Origin of the sequence: Streptomyces huasconensis (assembly GCF_021028635.1) — a bacterium.
GTDB lineage: Bacteria > Actinomycetota > Actinomycetes > Streptomycetales > Streptomycetaceae > Streptomyces > Streptomyces huasconensis.
This window is the reverse complement of record NZ_CP086119.1, coordinates 5739253-5757528: the sequence shown is the minus strand read 5'-3', so window position 1 is coordinate 5757528 and position 18276 is coordinate 5739253. Positions and strand designations below refer to the sequence as shown.

At 72.1% G+C, this 18276-nt stretch carries 13 protein-coding genes; 5 read left to right on the top strand and 8 right to left on the bottom strand.

Annotated features, from left to right (window positions below):
- Positions 1-177 precede the first annotated feature (177 nt).
- The 3 genes from J2N69_RS26280 (at position 178) to J2N69_RS26270 (ending at position 2035) form a co-directional block, all read left to right on the top strand.
- Positions 178-1365, top strand: a complete 1188-nt coding sequence (locus J2N69_RS26280; RefSeq protein WP_230902926.1) for a PucR family transcriptional regulator — start codon at positions 178-180, stop codon at positions 1363-1365.
- 94 nt (positions 1366-1459) lie between these two features.
- Entirely contained in the window at positions 1460-1804 is a 345-nt protein-coding gene (locus tag J2N69_RS26275) for a hypothetical protein (RefSeq protein ID WP_230902925.1), read from the top strand.
- A gap of 87 nt (positions 1805-1891) precedes the next feature.
- Complete coding sequence (locus J2N69_RS26270) at positions 1892-2035, top strand: hypothetical protein (RefSeq protein WP_269075634.1); 144 nt, start codon at positions 1892-1894, stop codon at positions 2033-2035.
- A 57-nt stretch (positions 2036-2092) separates the two neighbouring features.
- Here J2N69_RS26270 and serA read toward each other — a convergent pair whose 3' ends face one another.
- The 6 genes from serA to J2N69_RS26240 form a co-directional block, all read right to left on the bottom strand.
- Positions 2093-3697: a phosphoglycerate dehydrogenase gene (gene serA, locus J2N69_RS26265; protein ID WP_230902924.1), complete on the bottom strand. Its 1605-nt coding sequence runs from the start codon at positions 3695-3697 to the stop codon at positions 2093-2095.
- Positions 3698-3921: 224 nt separating this feature from the next.
- A complete protein-coding gene (gene ilvC, locus J2N69_RS26260; RefSeq protein ID WP_127909881.1) occupies positions 3922-4923 on the bottom strand; it encodes a ketol-acid reductoisomerase in 1002 nt (333 codons plus the stop codon).
- Positions 4924-5027: 104 nt separating this feature from the next.
- Positions 5028-5555: an acetolactate synthase small subunit gene (ilvN, locus tag J2N69_RS26255; protein ID WP_230902923.1), complete on the bottom strand. Its 528-nt coding sequence runs from the start codon at positions 5553-5555 to the stop codon at positions 5028-5030.
- A gap of 29 nt (positions 5556-5584) precedes the next feature.
- Entirely contained in the window at positions 5585-7432 is a 1848-nt protein-coding gene (locus tag J2N69_RS26250) for an acetolactate synthase large subunit (RefSeq protein ID WP_230902922.1), read from the bottom strand.
- 233 nt (positions 7433-7665) lie between these two features.
- The gene (locus tag J2N69_RS26245) at positions 7666-10764 is read right to left on the bottom strand and encodes a putative bifunctional diguanylate cyclase/phosphodiesterase (RefSeq protein WP_408056801.1); all 3099 of its coding nucleotides are present in this window, start codon (positions 10762-10764) and stop codon (positions 7666-7668) included.
- Positions 10765-11149: 385 nt separating this feature from the next.
- On the bottom strand, positions 11150-12103 hold the full coding sequence (locus tag J2N69_RS26240; RefSeq protein ID WP_230902920.1) for a 2-hydroxyacid dehydrogenase: 954 nt from the start codon (positions 12101-12103) through the stop codon (positions 11150-11152).
- A 119-nt stretch (positions 12104-12222) separates the two neighbouring features.
- On the opposite strand from J2N69_RS26240, the gene J2N69_RS26235 reads away from it, so the two are divergent.
- A complete protein-coding gene (locus J2N69_RS26235) occupies positions 12223-13251 on the top strand; it encodes an aldo/keto reductase (RefSeq protein WP_230902919.1) in 1029 nt (342 codons plus the stop codon).
- Positions 13252-13434: 183 nt separating this feature from the next.
- Positions 13435-14595, top strand: coding sequence for a PQQ-dependent sugar dehydrogenase (locus J2N69_RS26230; protein WP_230902918.1), 1161 nt, complete (start codon positions 13435-13437; stop codon positions 14593-14595).
- 1 nt (position 14596) lies between these two features.
- Here J2N69_RS26230 and J2N69_RS26225 read toward each other — a convergent pair whose 3' ends face one another.
- Complete coding sequence (locus J2N69_RS26225) at positions 14597-14947, bottom strand: DUF6191 domain-containing protein (protein WP_230902917.1); 351 nt, start codon at positions 14945-14947, stop codon at positions 14597-14599.
- A gap of 102 nt (positions 14948-15049) precedes the next feature.
- The gene (locus tag J2N69_RS26220; RefSeq protein ID WP_230902916.1) at positions 15050-18169 is read right to left on the bottom strand and encodes a helix-turn-helix transcriptional regulator; all 3120 of its coding nucleotides are present in this window, start codon (positions 18167-18169) and stop codon (positions 15050-15052) included.
- Between the last annotated feature and the right edge of the window lie 107 nt (positions 18170-18276).

Below are 18276 nucleotides of genomic sequence, written 5' to 3'. Positions count from 1 at the left end.
TGTACGAGAACGAGTGCCCTACCGACATAGTCCTACGGGTGGGTGACATGGCGGTACGGCACGGAGAACCACCGTGAAATCTAAGGATCACCCCTGCCCCGAGCCATCGACACCTGTCACGCATCCGTGCCCTGGATCTCATACACCTGTCTGAAGAAGGCGGGAGGCTGCGCGAGAATGGGGGGTGTGAAGGGCGACTACCAAGAACTGGTCGATGAGATCTCGGCGCTGCTCGGCGCTCCCGCCACCCTGGAGAACCGGGATTTCGAGCTGATCGCCTTCGGCGCGCACGACGGCGGAGGGGACGGGGACAGCGGCTTCGACGCGACCGCCCTGGACCCGGTCCGCACCCGTTCGATCCTGACGCGCCGCTCCACGGCCGAGGTCCGCGCCTGGTTCGAGGGCTTCGGCATCACCCGCGCCACGGGCCCGGTCCGCATCCCGCCCACCCCGGAGGCGGGCGTCCTGCGCGGCCGGATCTGCCTGCCCGTACGCCATCGGGGCTTCGCCCTGGGGTACGTATGGCTGCTCGACGACGAGCCGGGCCCGACCGAGCGGCAGCTGGGCGCCGCCATGGAGGTGACGGCCAGGATCGGCGCGCTGCTGGCCGACGAGGCGCAGGCCGGCGCCGATCTGACCCGGGAGTTCCGCGCGGTGCTGACCGCCGAGCGGGGCTGGCAGCGGGACATGGCGGTGGCGTCCCTGCGCACCGCCCTGGGCTCCGGCGCCGAGCGGCTGCACGCGGTGGTCTGCGTGGCCCCCTGGCCCTCCGCCGACCCGGAGAACGCCCCCGCCGCCCGTACGGTGCCGTCGGCCGCGGCGATCTGCACGGTGCCGTGGGGGACGACGGGCCAGTGTCTGGCGGCGCTGGTCCGGCTGCGCTCGGCCGACGTGCTCTCCCCCGCGCACACCGCGGCCGCGCGCCTCCTGGCGACGGCGGGGGGCGCCGCGGCCGGCAGCGCCGCCGGGATCGCGGGGGCCCGGCACGGCCTGGAGGATCTGGGCGCCGCCTGGTGGGAGGCGTCCGGGGCGGCGCGCGCGGCGCTCGCCGAGCGTCGCTTCGGGCCGGTGGCGCAGTGGTCGGACGTGGGTCCCTACCGGCTGCTGACGGCGCTGCCCCCGGAGGCCGCGCACGACCCGGCGGTCCGCCGCCTGCTGACCCCCGCCCACCGCGAACTGGCCCGCACCGCCGAGGTGTTCCTCGACTGCGCGGGCCAGGCGGGCCGCACGGCGGCGGAGTTGGGCATCCACCGGCAGACGCTCTACTACCGCCTCTCGCGCGTGGAGCAGCTCACGGGCCTCGACCTGGACGAGGGCGAGGACCGGCTGCTGCTGCACATGGTCCTGAAGTCGTCACGACTGTAAGGGGCGGGTAACGAACCGCCGCCGCGGTGATCTTGGCGGAGTACGGTCTTCCCCGTCCGAACACGCATCCTCCACTCGGGAGAACGAACACCTCATGAAGCTCAGGCTGTTGGCCTCCGCCGTCGCCGTCTCCGCCATCGCGCTCACCGGCACCGTCGTCACCACGGGCACCGCGGCCGCCGCGGGGCCGGACTGCTCCCGCGGCCTCACCAACGTCCCCGCCAAGGAGGCGGTGAAGGTCCGCACCACCGCGAAGGTGAACGGCTACGCCGTGGGCCAGGTGAACAAGGGCCGCAAGGCGTTCGTCTGCAACGACGGCCACGCCTTCACCGGCCAGACGTACCGCCTCTGCGGCAAGAGCAGCAACAAGTGGCTGTACGTCATGCCGAACGACTCCAACATCAGGGGTTACGTCCCGGCCACCTGCATGGACTGGTAGCACCCGCACGACACGCACCGCACTCCCCTCGCGCGCACCCGCGGCCGCTCCTCAGCCGGCTCCCCGCGCGAGGCGTTCACCAGCGGCATGCACGCCGCGGCACTGACCGGCGCGGTGATCCTGCTGGCGGCGGCGGCCCTGGCCGCGGGGGCGCTGCGTACGGAAAAAGCCGGACGAGCCGGGGAGATATCCCCCAGCTCGTCCGGCACTTCCAGCCCGTCCGGCGTTTGAGGACGGACTCGGCGAAGCCAGTGATGGCGGGGCCCGAAGCTCCAGGGCCCGTAACCCCTAGTCCGTGAGGTTCACCGCGCGCGCGGACTCCGCGCCGATCTCGGCGGCCAGCTCGGTCAGGACCGACTGCGGGACCGTGTCGTCGACGGTGAGGACCGCGAGGGCCTCGCCGCCCACATCGGCGCGCGCGACCTGCATGCCGGCGATGTTGATGCCCGCCTCGCCGAGGACGCGGCCGACGGTGCCGACGACGCCGGGGCGGTCGGCGTACCGCAGGACGACCATGTGCTCGGCGAGCGCCAGGTCGACGTCGTACTCACCGATGGCGACGATCTTCTGGAGGTGCTTCGGCCCGGCCAGCGTGCCGGAGACAGCGATCTCCTCGCCGTCGGCGAGCGTGCCGCGCACCGTGACCACGTTGCGGTGGTCGGGCGACTCGGAGCTGGTGGTGAGGCGGACCTCGACGCCGCGCTCCTGGGCGAACAGCGGCGCGTTCACGTAGGAGACGGTCTCGTCGACGACGTCCTCGAAGACGCCCTTCAGCGCGGAGAGTTCGAGCACCTTGACGTCGTGCTGGGTGATCTCGCCGTACACCTCGACATCGAGGCGGGCCGCCACCTCGCTCGCGAGGGCGGTGAAGATGCGGCCGAGCTTCTCGGCGAGCGGCAGGCCGGGACGGACGTCCTCGGCGATGACGCCACCCTGGACGTTCACCGCGTCGGGCACCAGCTCGCCGGCGAGGGCCAGGCGCACCGACTTGGCGACGGCGATGCCCGCCTTCTCCTGCGCCTCGTCCGTGGAGGCGCCGAGGTGCGGGGTGCAGACGACCTGGTCGAACTGGAAGAGCGGGGAGTCCGTGCAGGGCTCCTTCGCGTACACGTCCAGGCCGGCCCCCGCGACGCGGCCCTCCTTGAGGGCGGAGTACAGCGCCTGCTCGTCGACGATCCCGCCGCGCGCGGCGTTGACGATGCGGACGGTCGGCTTGACCTTGTGCAGCGCCTCGTCGCCGATGAGACCGAGGGTCTCGGGGGTCTTGGGGAGGTGCACGGTGATGAAGTCGGAGACCTCGAGCAGCTCGTCCAGGGACAGCACCTTCACGCCCATCTGGGCGGCGCGGGCAGGCTGCACGTACGGGTCGTAGGCGACGACCTTCATGCCGAAGGCACTCATGCGCTGGGCGACGAGGGCACCGATGCGGCCGAGGCCCACGACACCGAGGGTCTTCTCGGCCAGCTCGACGCCGGTGTACTTGGACCGCTTCCACTCGCCGTTCTTCAGGGCGGAGTTGGCCTGGGGGATGTTGCGCGCGGTGGCCAGGAGCAGGCCGCAGGCCAGCTCGGCGGCCGTCACGATGTTCGACGTCGGGGCGTTCACGACCATGACGCCGGCCTTGGTGGCGGCGGACACGTCGACGTTGTCCAGGCCGACGCCCGCGCGGGCGACGACCTTCAGCTTCTTGGCGGCGGCGATGGCCTCGGCGTCGACCTTGGTCGCGGAGCGGACCAGGATCGCGTCGACGTCGGCGATGGCGGGCAGCAGCTCGGCGCGGTCCGCGCCGTTGCACTGCCGGATCTCGAAGTCCGGGCCCAGGGCGTCGACAGTGGCCGGCGACAGCTCCTCGGCGATGAGTACGACGGGTTTGCCGGTGGCAGCAGTGCTCACGTGAGTCCTCACAAGTCCCTTGCGGACGGCCGTCCCGACGGCCGCAGGCGGAGTCGCTTAGCCGCGTGGAAGACGCACGACGCTGTGGGCCCGACGCGAATGTTGAACAGAAGCATAGTGGCGCCGAACCGATCAGCATGCGCCTCTGCGGAAGGATCACCCGTCCGTGGCTGGACGGGGTGGACAAGGGCCGGGGCTTGCGCCCCGGCCCTGTGTCGTACGACTTACGCGTCGTCGTCGTTGACCCAGCTCATGAGCTTGCGCAGCTCCTTGCCGGTGGTCTCCAGGAGGTGGTTCTCGTCCTGGGTCTTGTACTCGTTGTACTTCTTCAGGCCGCCGTGGTACTCGTCCATCCACTGCTTGGCGAACGTGCCGTCCTGGATCTCCGCGAGGACCTTCTTCATCTCGGCCTTGGTGGCGTCGGTGATGATCCGCGGGCCGGTGATGTAGTCGCCCCACTCGGCGGTCTCGGAGACCGACCAGCGCATCTTCTCCAGGCCGCCCTCGTACATGAGGTCGACGATCAGCTTCAGCTCGTGGAGGCACTCGAAGTAGGCGATCTCCGGCTGGTACCCGGCCTCGGTCAGCGTCTCGAAGCCCGCCTTGACCAGCGCGGCGGTGCCGCCGCAGAGCACGGCCTGCTCGCCGAAGAGGTCGGTCTCGGTCTCCTCGGTGAAGGTCGTCTTGATGACGCCCGCACGCGTGCCGCCGATGCCCTTGGCGTACGAGAGCGCCAGCGGGAAGCCGTTGCCGGTCGCGTCCTGCTCGACGGCCGCGATGCACGGAACGCCGCGGCCCTCCTCGTACTGACGGCGGACGAGGTGGCCCGGGCCCTTGGGGGCGACCATGCAGACGTCGACGCCCTCGGGGGCCTTGATGAAGCCGAAGCGGATGTTCAGGCCGTGGCCGAAGAACAGCGCGTCCCCGTCCTTGAGGTTGTCCTTGATGGACTCCTCGTAGACCTGGGCCTGGATCGGGTCCGGCACCAGGATCATGATGACGTCGGCCTCGGCCGCCGCCTCGGAGGGGGTGACCACGCGCAGGCCCTGCTCCTCGGCCTTGGCCTTGGACTTGGAGCCCTCGTGCAGACCGACGCGGACGTCGACACCCGAGTCGCGCAGCGACAGCGCGTGGGCGTGGCCCTGGCTGCCGTAGCCGATGACCGCGACCTTGCGGCCCTGGATGATGGACAGGTCGGCGTCGTCGTCGTAGAACAGCTCGGCCACTGGGAATCTCCTATGTGTGCTGGTGTTGCGTCCCACCGTACGGCGGGTTCGGTGAGGGAAGTTCACGGGTCTCGGCATCCGAGAGGAATGCCGCCGGACCCGGGTCAGGCGCTGCGGTCGAGCGCCCGCAGGCTGCGGTCCGTGATGGAGCGGGAGCCCCGGCCGATCGCGATGGTGCCGGACTGGACCAGCTCCTTGATGCCGAAGGGCTCCAGCATCTTGAGCATGGCCTCCAGCTTGTTGCTGCTGCCGGTGGCCTCGATGGTGACGGCCTCCGGGGAGACGTCCACGGTCTTGGCGCGGAACAGCTGGACGATCTCGACGATCTGGGAGCGGGTCTCGTTGTCGGCGCGGACCTTGGCGAGGACCAGTTCGCGCGCCACGGCGGCGCCCGGCTCCAGCTCGACGATCTTCAGGACGTTGACGAGCTTGTTGAGCTGCTTGGTGACCTGTTCGAGCGGCAGGTCCTCGACGTTCACCACGATGGTGATGCGGGAGATGTCGGCGTGCTCGGTGACGCCCACGGCGAGGGAGTCGATGTTGAAGCCGCGGCGCGAGAACAGGGCGGTGATCCGGGCGAGGACGCCGGGCTTGTTCTCGACCAGGACGGAGAGCGTGTGCTTGGTGGACATGGCTCGTGGTCTCTCTTTCGCTCTCGGTCTCAGTCGTCTTCGTTGTCGCCGAAGTCGGGGCGGACCCCGCGGGCGGCCATGACCTCGTCGTTCGAGGTGCCGGCGGCGACCATCGGCCAGACCTGGGCGTCCTCGTGGACGATGAAGTCCACGACGACCGGGCGGTCGTTGATGGCGTTGGCCTCGGCGATGACCTTGTCGAGGTCCTCGGGGCGCTCGCAGCGCATCGCCACGCAGCCCATGGCCTCCGACAGCTTCACGAAGTCCGGGACGCGCGTGCCCTTGTTGGGGCCGATGTCCTCGGGGCCGCTGTGCAGGACGGTGTTGGAGTACCGCTGGTTGTAGAAGAGCGTCTGCCACTGGCGGACCATCCCGAGGGCGCCGTTGTTGATGACGGCGACCTTGATGGGGATGTTGTTCAGGGCGCAGGTGGTCAGTTCCTGATTGGTCATCTGGAAGCAGCCGTCGCCGTCGATCGCCCACACCGTGCGGCCGGGCTCACCGGCCTTCGCGCCCATCGCGGCCGGGACCGCGTAGCCCATGGTCCCGGCGCCGCCGGAGTTGAGCCACGTCGCGGGCTTCTCGTACTGGATGAAGTGCGCGGCCCACATCTGGTGCTGGCCGACGCCCGCCGCGAAGATCGTGTCGTCGGGGGCGAGCTGTCCGATCCGCTCGATGACCTGCTGCGGGGAGAGCGAGCCGTCCTCGGGCTGGGTGTAGCCGAGCGGGTAGGTGTCGCGCCAGCGGTTGAGGTCGTTCCACCAGGCGGAGTAGTCGCCCGTGTGGCCCTCGGTGTGCTCGGCCTGGACGGCTTGGACGAGGTCGGCGATGACCTCGCGGGCGTCACCGACGATCGGCACGTCGGCGGCGCGGTTCTTGCCGATCTCGGCCGGGTCGATGTCGGCGTGGACGATCTTCGCGAAGGGCGCGAAGCTGTCCAGCTTGCCGGTGACGCGGTCGTCGAAGCGGGCTCCGAGGGCGACGATCAGGTCGGCCTTCTGCAGCGCGGTGACGGCGGTGACCGCACCGTGCATGCCCGGCATTCCCACGTGCAGCGGGTGGCTGTCGGGGAACGCGCCGAGCGCCATCAGGGTGGTGGTGACGGGCGCTCCGGTCAGTTCGGCGAGGACCTTCAGCTCGGCGGTGGCCCGGGCCTTCAGGACGCCGCCGCCGACGTACAGGACCGGGCGCTTGGCCGCGGTGATGAGCTTGGCGGCCTCGCGGATCTGCTTGGCGTGCGGCTTGGTGACCGGGCGGTAGCCGGGCAGGTCCATCTGCGGCGGCCAGGAGAACGTGGTCCGGGCCTGGAGGGCGTCCTTGGCGATGTCCACGAGGACCGGGCCGGGGCGGCCGGTGGAGGCGATGTGGAAGGCCTCGGCGATGGTCCGCGGGATGTCCTCGGCCTTGGTGACCAGGAAGTTGTGCTTGGTGATCGGCATGGTGATGCCGACGATGTCCGCCTCCTGGAAGGCGTCCGTGCCGATGGCCTTGGAGGCCACCTGGCCGGTGATCGCGACCATCGGGACGGAGTCCATGTGGGCGTCGGCGATCGGGGTGACCAGGTTGGTGGCGCCGGGGCCGCTCGTCGCCATGCAGACGCCGACCTTGCCGGTGGCCTGGGCGTACCCGGTGGCGGCGTGGCCCGCGCCCTGCTCGTGGCGGACCAGGACGTGCCGGACCCGGGTGGAGTCCATCATCGGGTCGTACGCCGGCAGGATGGCGCCGCCGGGGATGCCGAACACCGTGTCGGCCCCGACTTCCTCGAGAGAACGAATGAGGGACTGCGCACCCGTGACGTGCTCGACGGAGGTGGAGTGCTGTCCAGAGGATCGGGGCCGCGGCTGCGGATGGTGGGCCCCGGTGGCCTGCTCGGTCATCGGCATTCTCTTCTCGAAGCTGAGGGTTTTTGCGGGGGTTTTGCGGGGTTTTGGCGGGTGCCGGTGCAACAAAAAACCCCTCGTGCCGTGAGGCAAGCGAGGGGAGCGCGCCGGGTGCGGTCGCTGGGGTCCGGTGTTCGGACCGGTCGGTCCCAGCTTCAGCCGACGCGCTTTCCAAGTACGAGAATTCGGGTGCGCATGGCATTGACCCTCCCCCCGGCACGCAGTGCCTGTCAAGTAGGTGGGATGGGGGTCTCATTATGTGAACGGGCGTAGGGCGAGAGGCCGGTCGCGTACGTCGCCGGGGAGCCGCCCGCGAACGCCCCCGCCGCCCCGCCCGCGAAGGCTCCCTGCGGCCCGCCGGCGTAGGAGCCGGGGGCCCCGCCGACGAAGACGCCGGACGGCCCGCCCACGTACGTCGTGCTCGCGGAACCGCCTGCCAGGGCCGGGGCCGTGCCCGCGGGGCCGCCCGCCAGCACCGGCTCGGCCGGGCCGCGCGGCACCGGGTACTCGCCGAGGGAGAGCGCCCGGCGCAGCCGGTACTCGTCGAGCGGCCCGGAGAAGGCCACGCCCTGCCCGTGCGTGCAGCCCATGGCGCGCAGGGCGACCACCTGCTCGGGCAGGTCCACGCCCTCGGCCACGGAGAGCAGGCCGAGGTCGTTGGCGATGCGCAGCAGACCGGCGGTGATCTTGTGCAGCCGCGCGGACTCGACGACGCCCTCGATCAGGCTGCGGTCCAGCTTCAGTACGTCCACGGGGAGCCGGCGCAGCGCGGTGATCGCGGCATAGCCGCTGCCGAAGCCGTCCAGGGCGATACGGACGCCGAGCCTGCGCAGGGCGGTGAGCCGGCGCTCCAGGTCGTCCAGCGAGACCCGGGGGTCGCTGTCGGCCAGCTCGATGATGAGCGCCCCGGAGGGCAGGCCGTGCCGCGTCAGGAGCGCCTCGATGGAGCCGAGGGGCATGGAGCGGTCCAGCAGGCGGCGCGCGCTCATGCGGACGGCCACCGGGACCGCGTGCCCGGAGCGCCCGCGCTCGGCGGCCTGCTTGACGGCCTCTTCGAGCATCCAGCGGCCCAGCTCGGCCGCGCGGTCGCTCTCCTTGCCGTTACCGGCGTCTCTGCCGTGCCCGGCCTCGGACACGCGCAGGAACTCGGCGGGCGTGAAGAGGATGCCCTGGGCCGAGCGCCAGCGGGCCTGCGCGGCGACCGCGGTGATCCGGCCGTCGTCGAGGGAGACCACCGGCTGGTGGAGCAGGGCGAACTCGCCGTCGTGCAGGGCGGAGCGCAGCCGGGTGGCGAGCTGCGCCTTGCGGACGACGTCGGCCTGCATCTGCGGGGCGTACAGCTCGACGCGCCCCTTGCCCGCCGCCTTGGCGCGGTACATCGCGAGGTCGGCGTTGCGCAGCAACTCGCCCGCGCCGATGCCCGGTTCGGCGAACGCGACGCCGATGGAGGCCGCGACACGCACGTCGTTGCCGTCGATGGTGTAGGGCTGGGAGAGGGTGATCCGCAGCCGGTCGGCCAGTTCGTAGATGTGCTGCTCCCTGGCGGCCTGGTCCCTGGTCCCGTCGCCGACGATGAGAGCCGCGAACTCGTCGCCGCCGAGCCGGGAGGCGGTGTCGCCCGCGCGCACCGCCTCCTGGAGTCTGCGCGCCGCCTGGATGAGCAGTTCGTCGCCCGCCTGGTGGCCGATGGTGTCGTTGACGGCCTTGAAGCCGTCGAGGTCGATGAAGAGCACGGCCGTGCCGCGGTCGGTCACCCTGCGGCCGGTCAGGGCCTGGCTGACGCTCCGGGTGAACAGCGCGCGGTTGGGCAGGTCGGTGAGCGGGTCGTGCTCGGCGTTGTGCTGCAACTGCGCCTGGAGGCGGACCCGTTCGGTGACGTCCCTGCTGTTGAAGATGAGGCCGCCGTGGTGGCGGTTGACGGTGGATTCCACGTTCAGCCAGTCGCCGTTGCCCGACCGGAAGCGGCACTCGATGCGGGTGGTGGGCTCCTCGACGGGGCTGGCGGCGAGGAACCTGCGCACCTCGTGGACGACCCGGCCGAGGTCCTCGGGGTGTATCAGCGAGGCCAGCTCGGAGCCCACGAGCTCTTCGGCGTCGCGGCCGTAGACCCCGGCGGCGGCCGGGCTCACGTACCGCAGGATGCCGTTCGGGGCGGCGATCATGATGACGTCGCTGGAGCCCTGGACCAGGGAGCGGAAGTGGTTCTCCTTCTGGGCCAGCTCCTGGGTGAGGGTGATGTTGTCCAGCAGCATGATGCCCTGGCGGGCGACGAGGGCGAGGACGACGGTGCCCGCCGTGAAGAGCACGACCCGGTCGACGCTCCGCCCGCTCAGCACGTTGTAGAGGATTCCCAGGGTGCAGACGGCGGCGGCGAGATACGGCGTGAGGGCGGCCAGCGATCCGGCGATCGGCCGGGTGGTGGTCCGCGCGTCCTCGGGGATCTCGTCCGGCACGCGCGCGTGCTCCGTCCCGGCTTCCGCGCGTTGGGGCCAGGGCGCGGCCCAGGGGGCGTAGGCGAGGAGCAGGGAGCCCGCGAACCAGCCGGCGTCAAGCAGCTGGCCCGAGCGGTAACTCGCGTGCAGCAGGGGCGAGGTGAACAGCGCGTCGCACATGACGGTCAGGGCGAGCGCGGCGATCGCGGTGTTCACCGCGGTGCGGTTGGCCGAGGATCGTCTGAAGTGCAGCGCCAGGACCATGCTGACGAGCGCGATGTCGAGGAGCGGGTAGGCGAGCGAGAGCGCGGCGTGCGCGACGTCGCGCCCCTGGAACTGTGCGGTGTGGGCGAGGGCGAGGCTCCAGGAGATCGTGAGGAGCGAGCCCCCGATCAGCCACGAGTCGAGGGCGAGGCAGCCCCAACCCGCCTTGGTCACCGGCCGCTTGGCGAGCACGAGGAGGCCGATGATGGCGGGCGGGGCGAAGCAGAGGAAGAAGAGGTCGGCCAGGCCGGGGCTCGGCACCTCCTGCCGGAGCACGACTTCGTACCAGCCCCAGACGCCGTTGCCGAGGGCCGCCATCGCGGAGGAGACCGAGAAGAGCAGCCATGCGGGTCGAAACCGGCTGCGCCGGGTCCGGGAGTAGCGGAAGCAGGATACGGCGGCGGTCGCGGCGGCGACGCTGAGGCCGAAGTCCCCCATGATCAGGGCGAGTCGCTCCGAGCCCCAGCCGAGCGCGGAGCCCAACGCGTACACACCGCAGATGAGCAGCAGCACCACCTGCGAGACGACGCCGCGGCCACCCTGCTGGGGGTGACGGATCTGGGGCGCCCTCGGGGGCGGCGGGGCCGAGCAGGGGCCCGCCGCGAGGACGCTCGTGGTCGGCGGGGCGGTCACTGGATCGCCCTGATCCGCGTCGCCCGCGTGTCCGTCCGCCGCGCGCGTCCGCCGTGGCGGTCCGGGCGCTGCGGGGTGCGGGGCCGCTCGCTCGTGCGGCTCGCGCCGCGCCGGAGCCTTCGCACCGGTGTGCGCGAGAGTCGGCGACGGCTTTCCCGCCGCGTCGGATCGTCCGCCCATAGGCCATACATCGCCTGTCGCCCCCCTCGCAGTCGTACGTCTCATCCCCGCGCCGAAAGGTCCACGGCGCATCCCCTGTCGGGACGATACACCAGCATCGTCACGCAGGGACATAGCCCCTCTACGCTGCGTGACGATCAACGCCGAACTGAACACGGGGCGCACGCATACGAGCGCGTAGCGTGCACAATGCGCCCTCAGGCGATCAACGGCCTATGGTCCGTACGACGTTGTCAAGGGGCTCGCCCGCGGCGAACTTCGTCACCTGGGCGGCCATCAGGCGCTGGGCGCGGGGCAGGAACGCCGACGTGGAACCGCCCACGTGCGGGCTGATGAGCACTCCAGGAGCGTGCCACAGGCGGTGACCTGCGGGCAGGGGTTCCGGGTCGGTCACGTCGAGGGCGGCGGTGAGGCGGCCGGACTCCAGTTCGGCGACGAGTGCCGATGTGTCGACCACGGGTCCGCGGGCGACGTTCACGAGCAGCGCGCCGTCCTTCATGCGGGCCAGGAAAGCGGCGTCCACCAGTCCTCGGGTGTCCTCGGTGAGCGGCGTGGAGACCACCACGACGTCGGCCTGGGGCAGCAGCGACGGCAGTTCGGCCAGCGGGTGCACGGGGCCGCGCTCCGTGGCACGGGAAGAGCGCGCGACGCGCGCCACCCGCGCGCACTCGAAGGGGGTGAGCCGGTCCTCGATGGCGGAACCGATCGACCCGTAGCCCACGATGAGGACGGACTTGTCGGCGAGCGCCGGGTAGAAGCCGGACCGCCACTCCTCCTGGCGCTGCCCCTCCACGAAGCGCGGGATGCCCCACAGCGACGCGAGGATCAGGCCGAGGGCCAGCTCGGCGGTGCTGGCCTCGTGCACCCCACGGGCGTTGCACAGCCGCACTCCGGGGGCGAGGAACCCGAGGCCCGGCTGGACATGGTCGATCCCGGCGGTCAGCGTCTGCACGACGCGTACGGACGTCATCGCGGGCAGGGGGCGCACGGCGATCTCGTCGGGCTTCATATAGGGCACCACGTAGAACACGCAGTCGGCCGGGTCCGCGGGGAACTCCGGGCCGCCGTCCCAGCAGCGGTAGTCGAGGCCCGCCTCCGACGCCTCGGGCAACCCGGGGATCTCGTGCGCTTCGTAGGGAAGCCATACATCTTTCGCCATGGCCAGGAGGCTAATGCGCCCGCCCCGGGCACCGCCCGCGGGGAGGCCGCGCTCGGGCCCGGGAGAGCAGCGGTTAGGTTGGGGTGATCTCCGGACCAGGAGTGGGAGGGTACGGCCAGGTGGAGCGCAGGACGATCGGCGCGGGGGCGCTCGAAGTGGGCGCCGTCGGACTCGGCTGCATGCCGATGAGCTGGGCGTATACCGGCTCACGGCAGCGCGGCGACGCGTCGCTGCGCACCGTGCACGCCGCACTGGACGCCACGGGCGCCGCCGGCCCGGGGGTGACGCTGCTGGACACCGCCGACATGTACGGGCCCTTCACCAATGAGCTGCTGCTCGGCCGGGTGCTGAGGGAGCGGCGTGCGGAGGCGTTCGTCTCGACGAAGTGCGGGCTGCTCGTCGGTGAGCAGCACATCGTCGCCAACGGCCGCCCCGGCTATGTGAAACGGGCCTGCGACGCGTCGCTGCGGCGGCTCCAGACGGAGACCATCGACCTGTACCAGCTGCACCGCGCGGACCCCGAGGTGCCCATCGAGGAGACGTGGGGCGCGATGGCCGAGCTGGTCGCCGCGGGGAAGGTGCGGGCCCTGGGGCTGTGCGCGGTGGGGGCGCGCGCCGCGCACCGGCGTATGGCGCCGGGGCGGCCCGGGTCAGGGTTGCACGATCTGACGATCCGCCAGTTGGAGCGCGTGCAGCAGGTCTTTCCGGTGAGCGCGGTGGAGGCCGAGCTGTCGGTGTGGTCGCCCGAGGCGCTGGAGGCGCTGCTGCCGTGGTGCGTGGCCCGCGGGGTGGGGTTCCTCGCGGCGATGCCGCTGGGGAATGGTTTCCTCACCGGGACGCTGACGCCCGGCCAGGGCTTCGAGCCGGACGACCTGCGGGCCCGGCACCCGCGCTTCACCGCCGAGATGATGGCCGCCAACCAGCCGCTGGTGGTGGGGTTGCGCCGGGTGGCGGAGCGGCACGGGGCGACACCGGCGCAGGTCGCGCTGGCGTGGGTGCTCGCGCAGGGCCGCCATGTGGTGCCGATCCCCGGGGCCAAGCGGGCGCGCTGGGCGGTGGAGAACGCCGGGGCGGCGGCGCTGCGGCTGACCGGGACGGACCTGGCGGAGATCGCGGCGCTGCCGGCGGCGCTGGGGTCGTGGGACTGAGGGGCGCGGAGGGGCGGGGGCGACGGGGGCCGAGCGGGCTGAGAGGGCTGAGGGGGCGCGCGACGGCGTGGGGGGGCGTGGGCGGCGCCTGTGATCTCCGGGGTCTCGTGGGGGCGGAATGGGAACCTGCGGGGCGTGAGCGGTGTATGAACAGTAGGAACGCCGCGCCGAAGGGACCTGATCATGCAACGACCTGCTGTTACGGCCGTGTTGACCGCCGCCGCCCTCGTCCTCGCGGTCGGGTGCTCGTCGGGGGACAAGGACACGCCGGCCCACCGGAAAAGTCCCTCGCAACGTGAGGCGCCGAGCAAGTCCCCCGGTGGAAAGCCGGGGGCCCAGCCCCCACCTGAGAAGGGCTCGGCGAAGGTCACCCGCACCCTCGCCACGGACCTCGACTCGCCGTGGGGTCTCGCCGCCCTGCCCGGCGGGGACCTCCTGGTCTCCTCGCGCGACGAAGGCACCATCACCCGGGTGGACGGCACGACGGGGAAGAAGACGGAGCTGGGCTCGGTGCCCGGCGTCGCCCCCGGTGGCGAGGGCGGCCTGATGGGCCTCGCGCTCTCGCCCTCGTACGCCTCTGACCACATGGTGTACGCCTACTTCACGACGGAGTCCGACAACCGCATCGCCCGCATGCTGTACGACGAGAAGAAGCCCGCAGGCGAGCAGTTGGGCGCGCCCGACACGATCTTCAAGGGCATCCCGAAGGGCATGATCCACAACGGCGGCCGGATCGCCTTCGGCCCGGACAAGATGCTCTACGCGGGCGCGGGTGAGACGGGTGACACGGAGCTGGCGCAGGACAAGGAGTCCCTCGGCGGCAAGATCCTGCGTCTGACCCCGGACGGCGAGCCTGCTCCCGGCAACCCCTTCGCCGACTCCCCCGTCTATTCACTGGGCCACCGCAATGTCCAGGGCCTCGCCTGGGACGAGCAGAAGCGGCTGTGGGCCTCCGAGTTCGGCCAGGACACGTGGGACGAGCTGAACGAGATCAAGGCCGGGGAGAATTACGGCTGGCCCGAGGCCGAGGGCAAGGCCGGCAAGGAGGGCTTCCGCGATCCGCTCGCCCAGTGGAAGACCTCCGAGGCCTCACCGAGCGGCATCGCCTACGCCGAGGGCTCGGTCTGGATGGCGGGGCTGCGGGGTGAGCGGTTGTGGCGCATCCCGGTGAGAGGTGTGGAGGGCGCGCCGAACCCGCAGTCCTTCCTCAAGGGCGAGCACGGCCGGTTGCGCACGGTCCTCGCGGCGGGCGGCGACAAGTTGTGGCTGGTGACGAACGAGACGGACTCGCGGGGCACGCCGCAGAAGGGGGACGACAAGATCTTGGAGGTGGAGGTGAAGTAGGTCAGCCCTTCGGCTCGCCGGCGGCGGAGGGGGGTATTCGCTCGCCGGGACCGACCTGCTCACCTGAGACCGTCTGCTCGGCGGGGCCCGGTGTCTCGTCAGAGACCGTGACCGTCTGCTCGGCGGAGTCCGGCGCCTCGCCCGGGTGTGGTGTCCCGCCCGGGTGCGGTGTCTCGTCCGCGCGGGGCGCCGGGACGGGCGGGCGGACGACCACCTTGCCCGAGGACAGGTCGATCGGTCCGCGGCCGGGGTCGCCGTCGGCGAGGTCGACGCGGGTCATCTCCAGACGCTTCTGTTCGTCGTCGGTGTGCTTGCGCCCCGGCGCGAAGAGCGCCTCGATCGCGTTGAACACTGCGCCTCCCTGGAGCCGAGTCTCTGTCGTCAAGCGTAAGCGAGCCGGCATGTAATCGGCCGGGGCCGTAAAGACGCAGGTCACAGAGGTGTGGGGGGGCGTCTAGGTGCCCGTCTCCTGACCCGCGGTCGTCGCGTCGCCCGTCGGGAACAGCCGCAGCCGGTGGGCGAGGGCGGCGGCCTCGCCGCGGCCGGTGACGGACAGCTTGGCGAGGATGTTGGAGACGTGGACGCTGGCCGTCTTCGGGGAGATGAAGAGTTCCTCGGCGATCTGGCGGTTGCTGCGGCCCACCGCGACCAGGCGCAGCACGTCCCGCTCCCGGCTGGTCAGGCCGAGCGCCTCGGCGGGGTCGGCCGGGACGGCGGGGGCGCGCACCGCCTCCGTGGGGTGCAGGGTGAGGCGGGCGCGCTGGGCGAGTCCGGTGATCGACTCGGCGAGGGGCCGTGCGCCGAGCCGTTCGGCCACCTCGCCGGCCTGCCGCAGCAGCCGGGCGGCGCCGTCGCGGTCGGTGCCGTCCGGGCCGAGGAGGGCCTCGGCGAGGCGCAGGCGGACGTGGGCGAGGTCGTAGGGCCGCTCCAGCGGTTCGACGGCGGTGACCACGGCGGCCCAGTCGGCGGAGCCGTCGCGGCCCTCGGCGCGCAGCAGTTCGGCACGGGTCCACTCGGCGTAGGCCCGCCAGAGCGGGATGGGGGTGGCGAGGGACTGGGTGATGCGGCGGATGCGTTCGATGGCGGCGGGGCGGCCCTGCTCGGCGGCGGGCAGGCCACGGGCGTCGGCCTCCATCGCGGCGGCGGAGAGGAGCAGCGGCCAGCCGTACTTGTAGGTGCCGAACGGAAGTCCGGAGGCCAGGCCGCGTTCGACCTCGGCGCGGCCGTCGAGGATGCGGCCCTCGGCCGCGGCGACCCCGAGGGCGATGCGGGCCAGCGGCAGGATGTACTGCGGCTGCGGGTCGTGGCTGCCGTAGTGGTGGTAGGCGGCCTGGAGGTGGCGGACGGCGGCGGCGTGGTCGCCGCGGAAGAGCGCCATGCGCGCGGAGCACTGGGCGGCGGTGCCCCGCGGCTTGGAGCTCTGGACGCAGCGGTGGGTCTGGGCGACGGCCTCGGCGGCCTCGTCCCAGCGGCCGAGGGACAGCAGGGACTCGGCGGCGTTGGCCCACACCCAGCCCTCGGTGTCCATCAGGCCGTACTTCCGGCAGAACTCGATGCCCTCCATCGCGACCTTCACGGACTCGGCGGAGCGGCCGACGCCTTCGAGGGCGGAGGGGAGGTTGATGTGGGCGCGGCTGAGGTCGGTGACCAGACCCTCCTCGATGACGCGGTCCCTGACCTCGTACATCTCGGCGAGGCCGGTCTCCGGGTCGCCCGCTTCGATGAGGAGGTTGCCGCGGGTGAGGCGGGCGTTGAGCTCGATGGTGTCGGACTTGACCATGCGGGCGTACTCGACGGCACGTTCGGCGGCGGCCATGGTCTCCGGGCCCGGGTCGTGCAGCATGCCCCAGGAGGCGCGGTGGACGAGGACGTCGGCGTGCACCTCGGAGGGCGGCAGGCCGCGCATCAGCTCCTGGGCCCGCGCGATCTCGTCCCAGCCGTCGCCGCGGCCGAGGGTGGAGACGAGGCGGGAGCGCGAGACCCAGAACCAGGCGGAGCGCAAGGGGTCGTTCTCGCCCTCCAGGAGGCGCAGGGCGCGCTTGGTGATCTTCAGGGCGCGTTCGCGTTCGCCGCAGAGGCGTCCGGCGACCGCGGCCTCGGCCATCAGGTCCAGGAAGTGCAGCGGGGTGGTGGCGGGGTCGCAGGCACCGGCGGGGTGGCCCTCGACGTAGTCGGCGGGACGGAGTCGTTCGCGTACGGCGTCGGGGGCGTCGTCCCACAGTTCCATGGCCCGCTCCAGGAGCCGCAGTTGCTCGGCGTAGGCGTGCCGGCGGCGGGCCTCGACGGAGGCGCGCAGGACGGCGGGCAGGGCCTTGGCGGCGTCGTGCGCGTAGTACCAGTAGGTGGCGAGGCGGGCGGCGCGCTGGTCGGCGGCGACGAGCGAGGGGTCGGCCTCCAGGGCCTCGGCGAAGCGGCGGTTGATGCGGGAGCGTTCGCCGGGCAGCAGGTCGTCGCTGACCGCCTCGCGAACCAGGGAGTGCCGGAAGCGGTAGCCGTCGCCTTCGGGCGAGGCGAGCAGGATGTTCGCGCCGACGGCGGCCCGCAGGGCTTCGATGAGGTCGTCCTCGCCGAGCCCGGCGACCTCGGCGAGCAGTTCGTACTCCACGGTGGAGCCGCCCTCGGCGACGATCCGGGCCACCCGCTGGGTGTCCTCCGGGAGTTCCTCGACGCGGACCAGGAGGAGGTCGCGCAGGGAGTCCGTCAGGCTCGCGCAGCTGCCGCCGTGGGAGGCGACGGCGAGTTCCTCGACGAAGAAGGCGTTGCCGTCGGAGCGGTCGAATATGTCGTCGACCAGGGGCTGTTCGGGTTCGGCCGCGAGTATCCCGGCCATCTGGCGGGCGACCTCGTCCTTGCTGAAGCGGCCGAGTTCGATGCGGCGCACCGTGCGCAGGCGGTCCAGTTCGGCGAGGAGGGGGCGCAGCGGGTGGCGGCGGTGGATGTCGTCGGCGCGGTAGGTGGCGATCAGGACGAGGCGGCCGCCGCGCAGGGTGCGGAAGAGATAGGCGAGGAGGTGGCGGGTCGAGGCGTCGGCCCAGTGCAGGTCCTCCAGGACGACGACGACCGCGCGGTCGCGGGAGAGGCGCTCCAGGAGGCGGGCGGTCAGCTCGAAGAGGCGGGCGACGTCCTGTTCGTCGGATCTGCTGGCGGCGCCGTATCCGTGGCCGTTTCCCGTGGTGGCGGCGCCGGCGAGTTCGGGCAGGAGCCGGGCGAGTTCCTCCTCCTGGCCCTCGGCGGCGGCGGCCAGTTCGTCCGGAAGCTGTCGGCGCAGGGCGCGCAGGGCGCTGGAGAAGGGGGCGAACGGCAGGCCGTCGGCTCCGATCTCCACGCAGCCGCCGAGCGCGACGACGGCGCCCCGCTGCCGGGCGGCCTCGGTGAACTCCTCGATGAGGCGCGTCTTGCCGACGCCCGCCTCACCGCCGAGCAGCAGTGCCTGCGGCTCGCCCGTGCCGGGGCCCCCGGCTCCTTCGAGCGGGGTCCCCGTGGCGCGGGCGAGCGCTTCGTTCAGTACGCCCAACTCGTCGGCGCGGCCGACGAACACCGGGCTGACGGACCTGGTCTCCACGCCCGCGAGCATCGCACAGTGCGTGGACGGTACGGCACCCGCTGTCCGCGAACCGGTCACCTCCGGTGCCGCGCGGAGCTGCCGGGACGTCCCGCGCGCCTGTCCCGTCGCCGACGCCG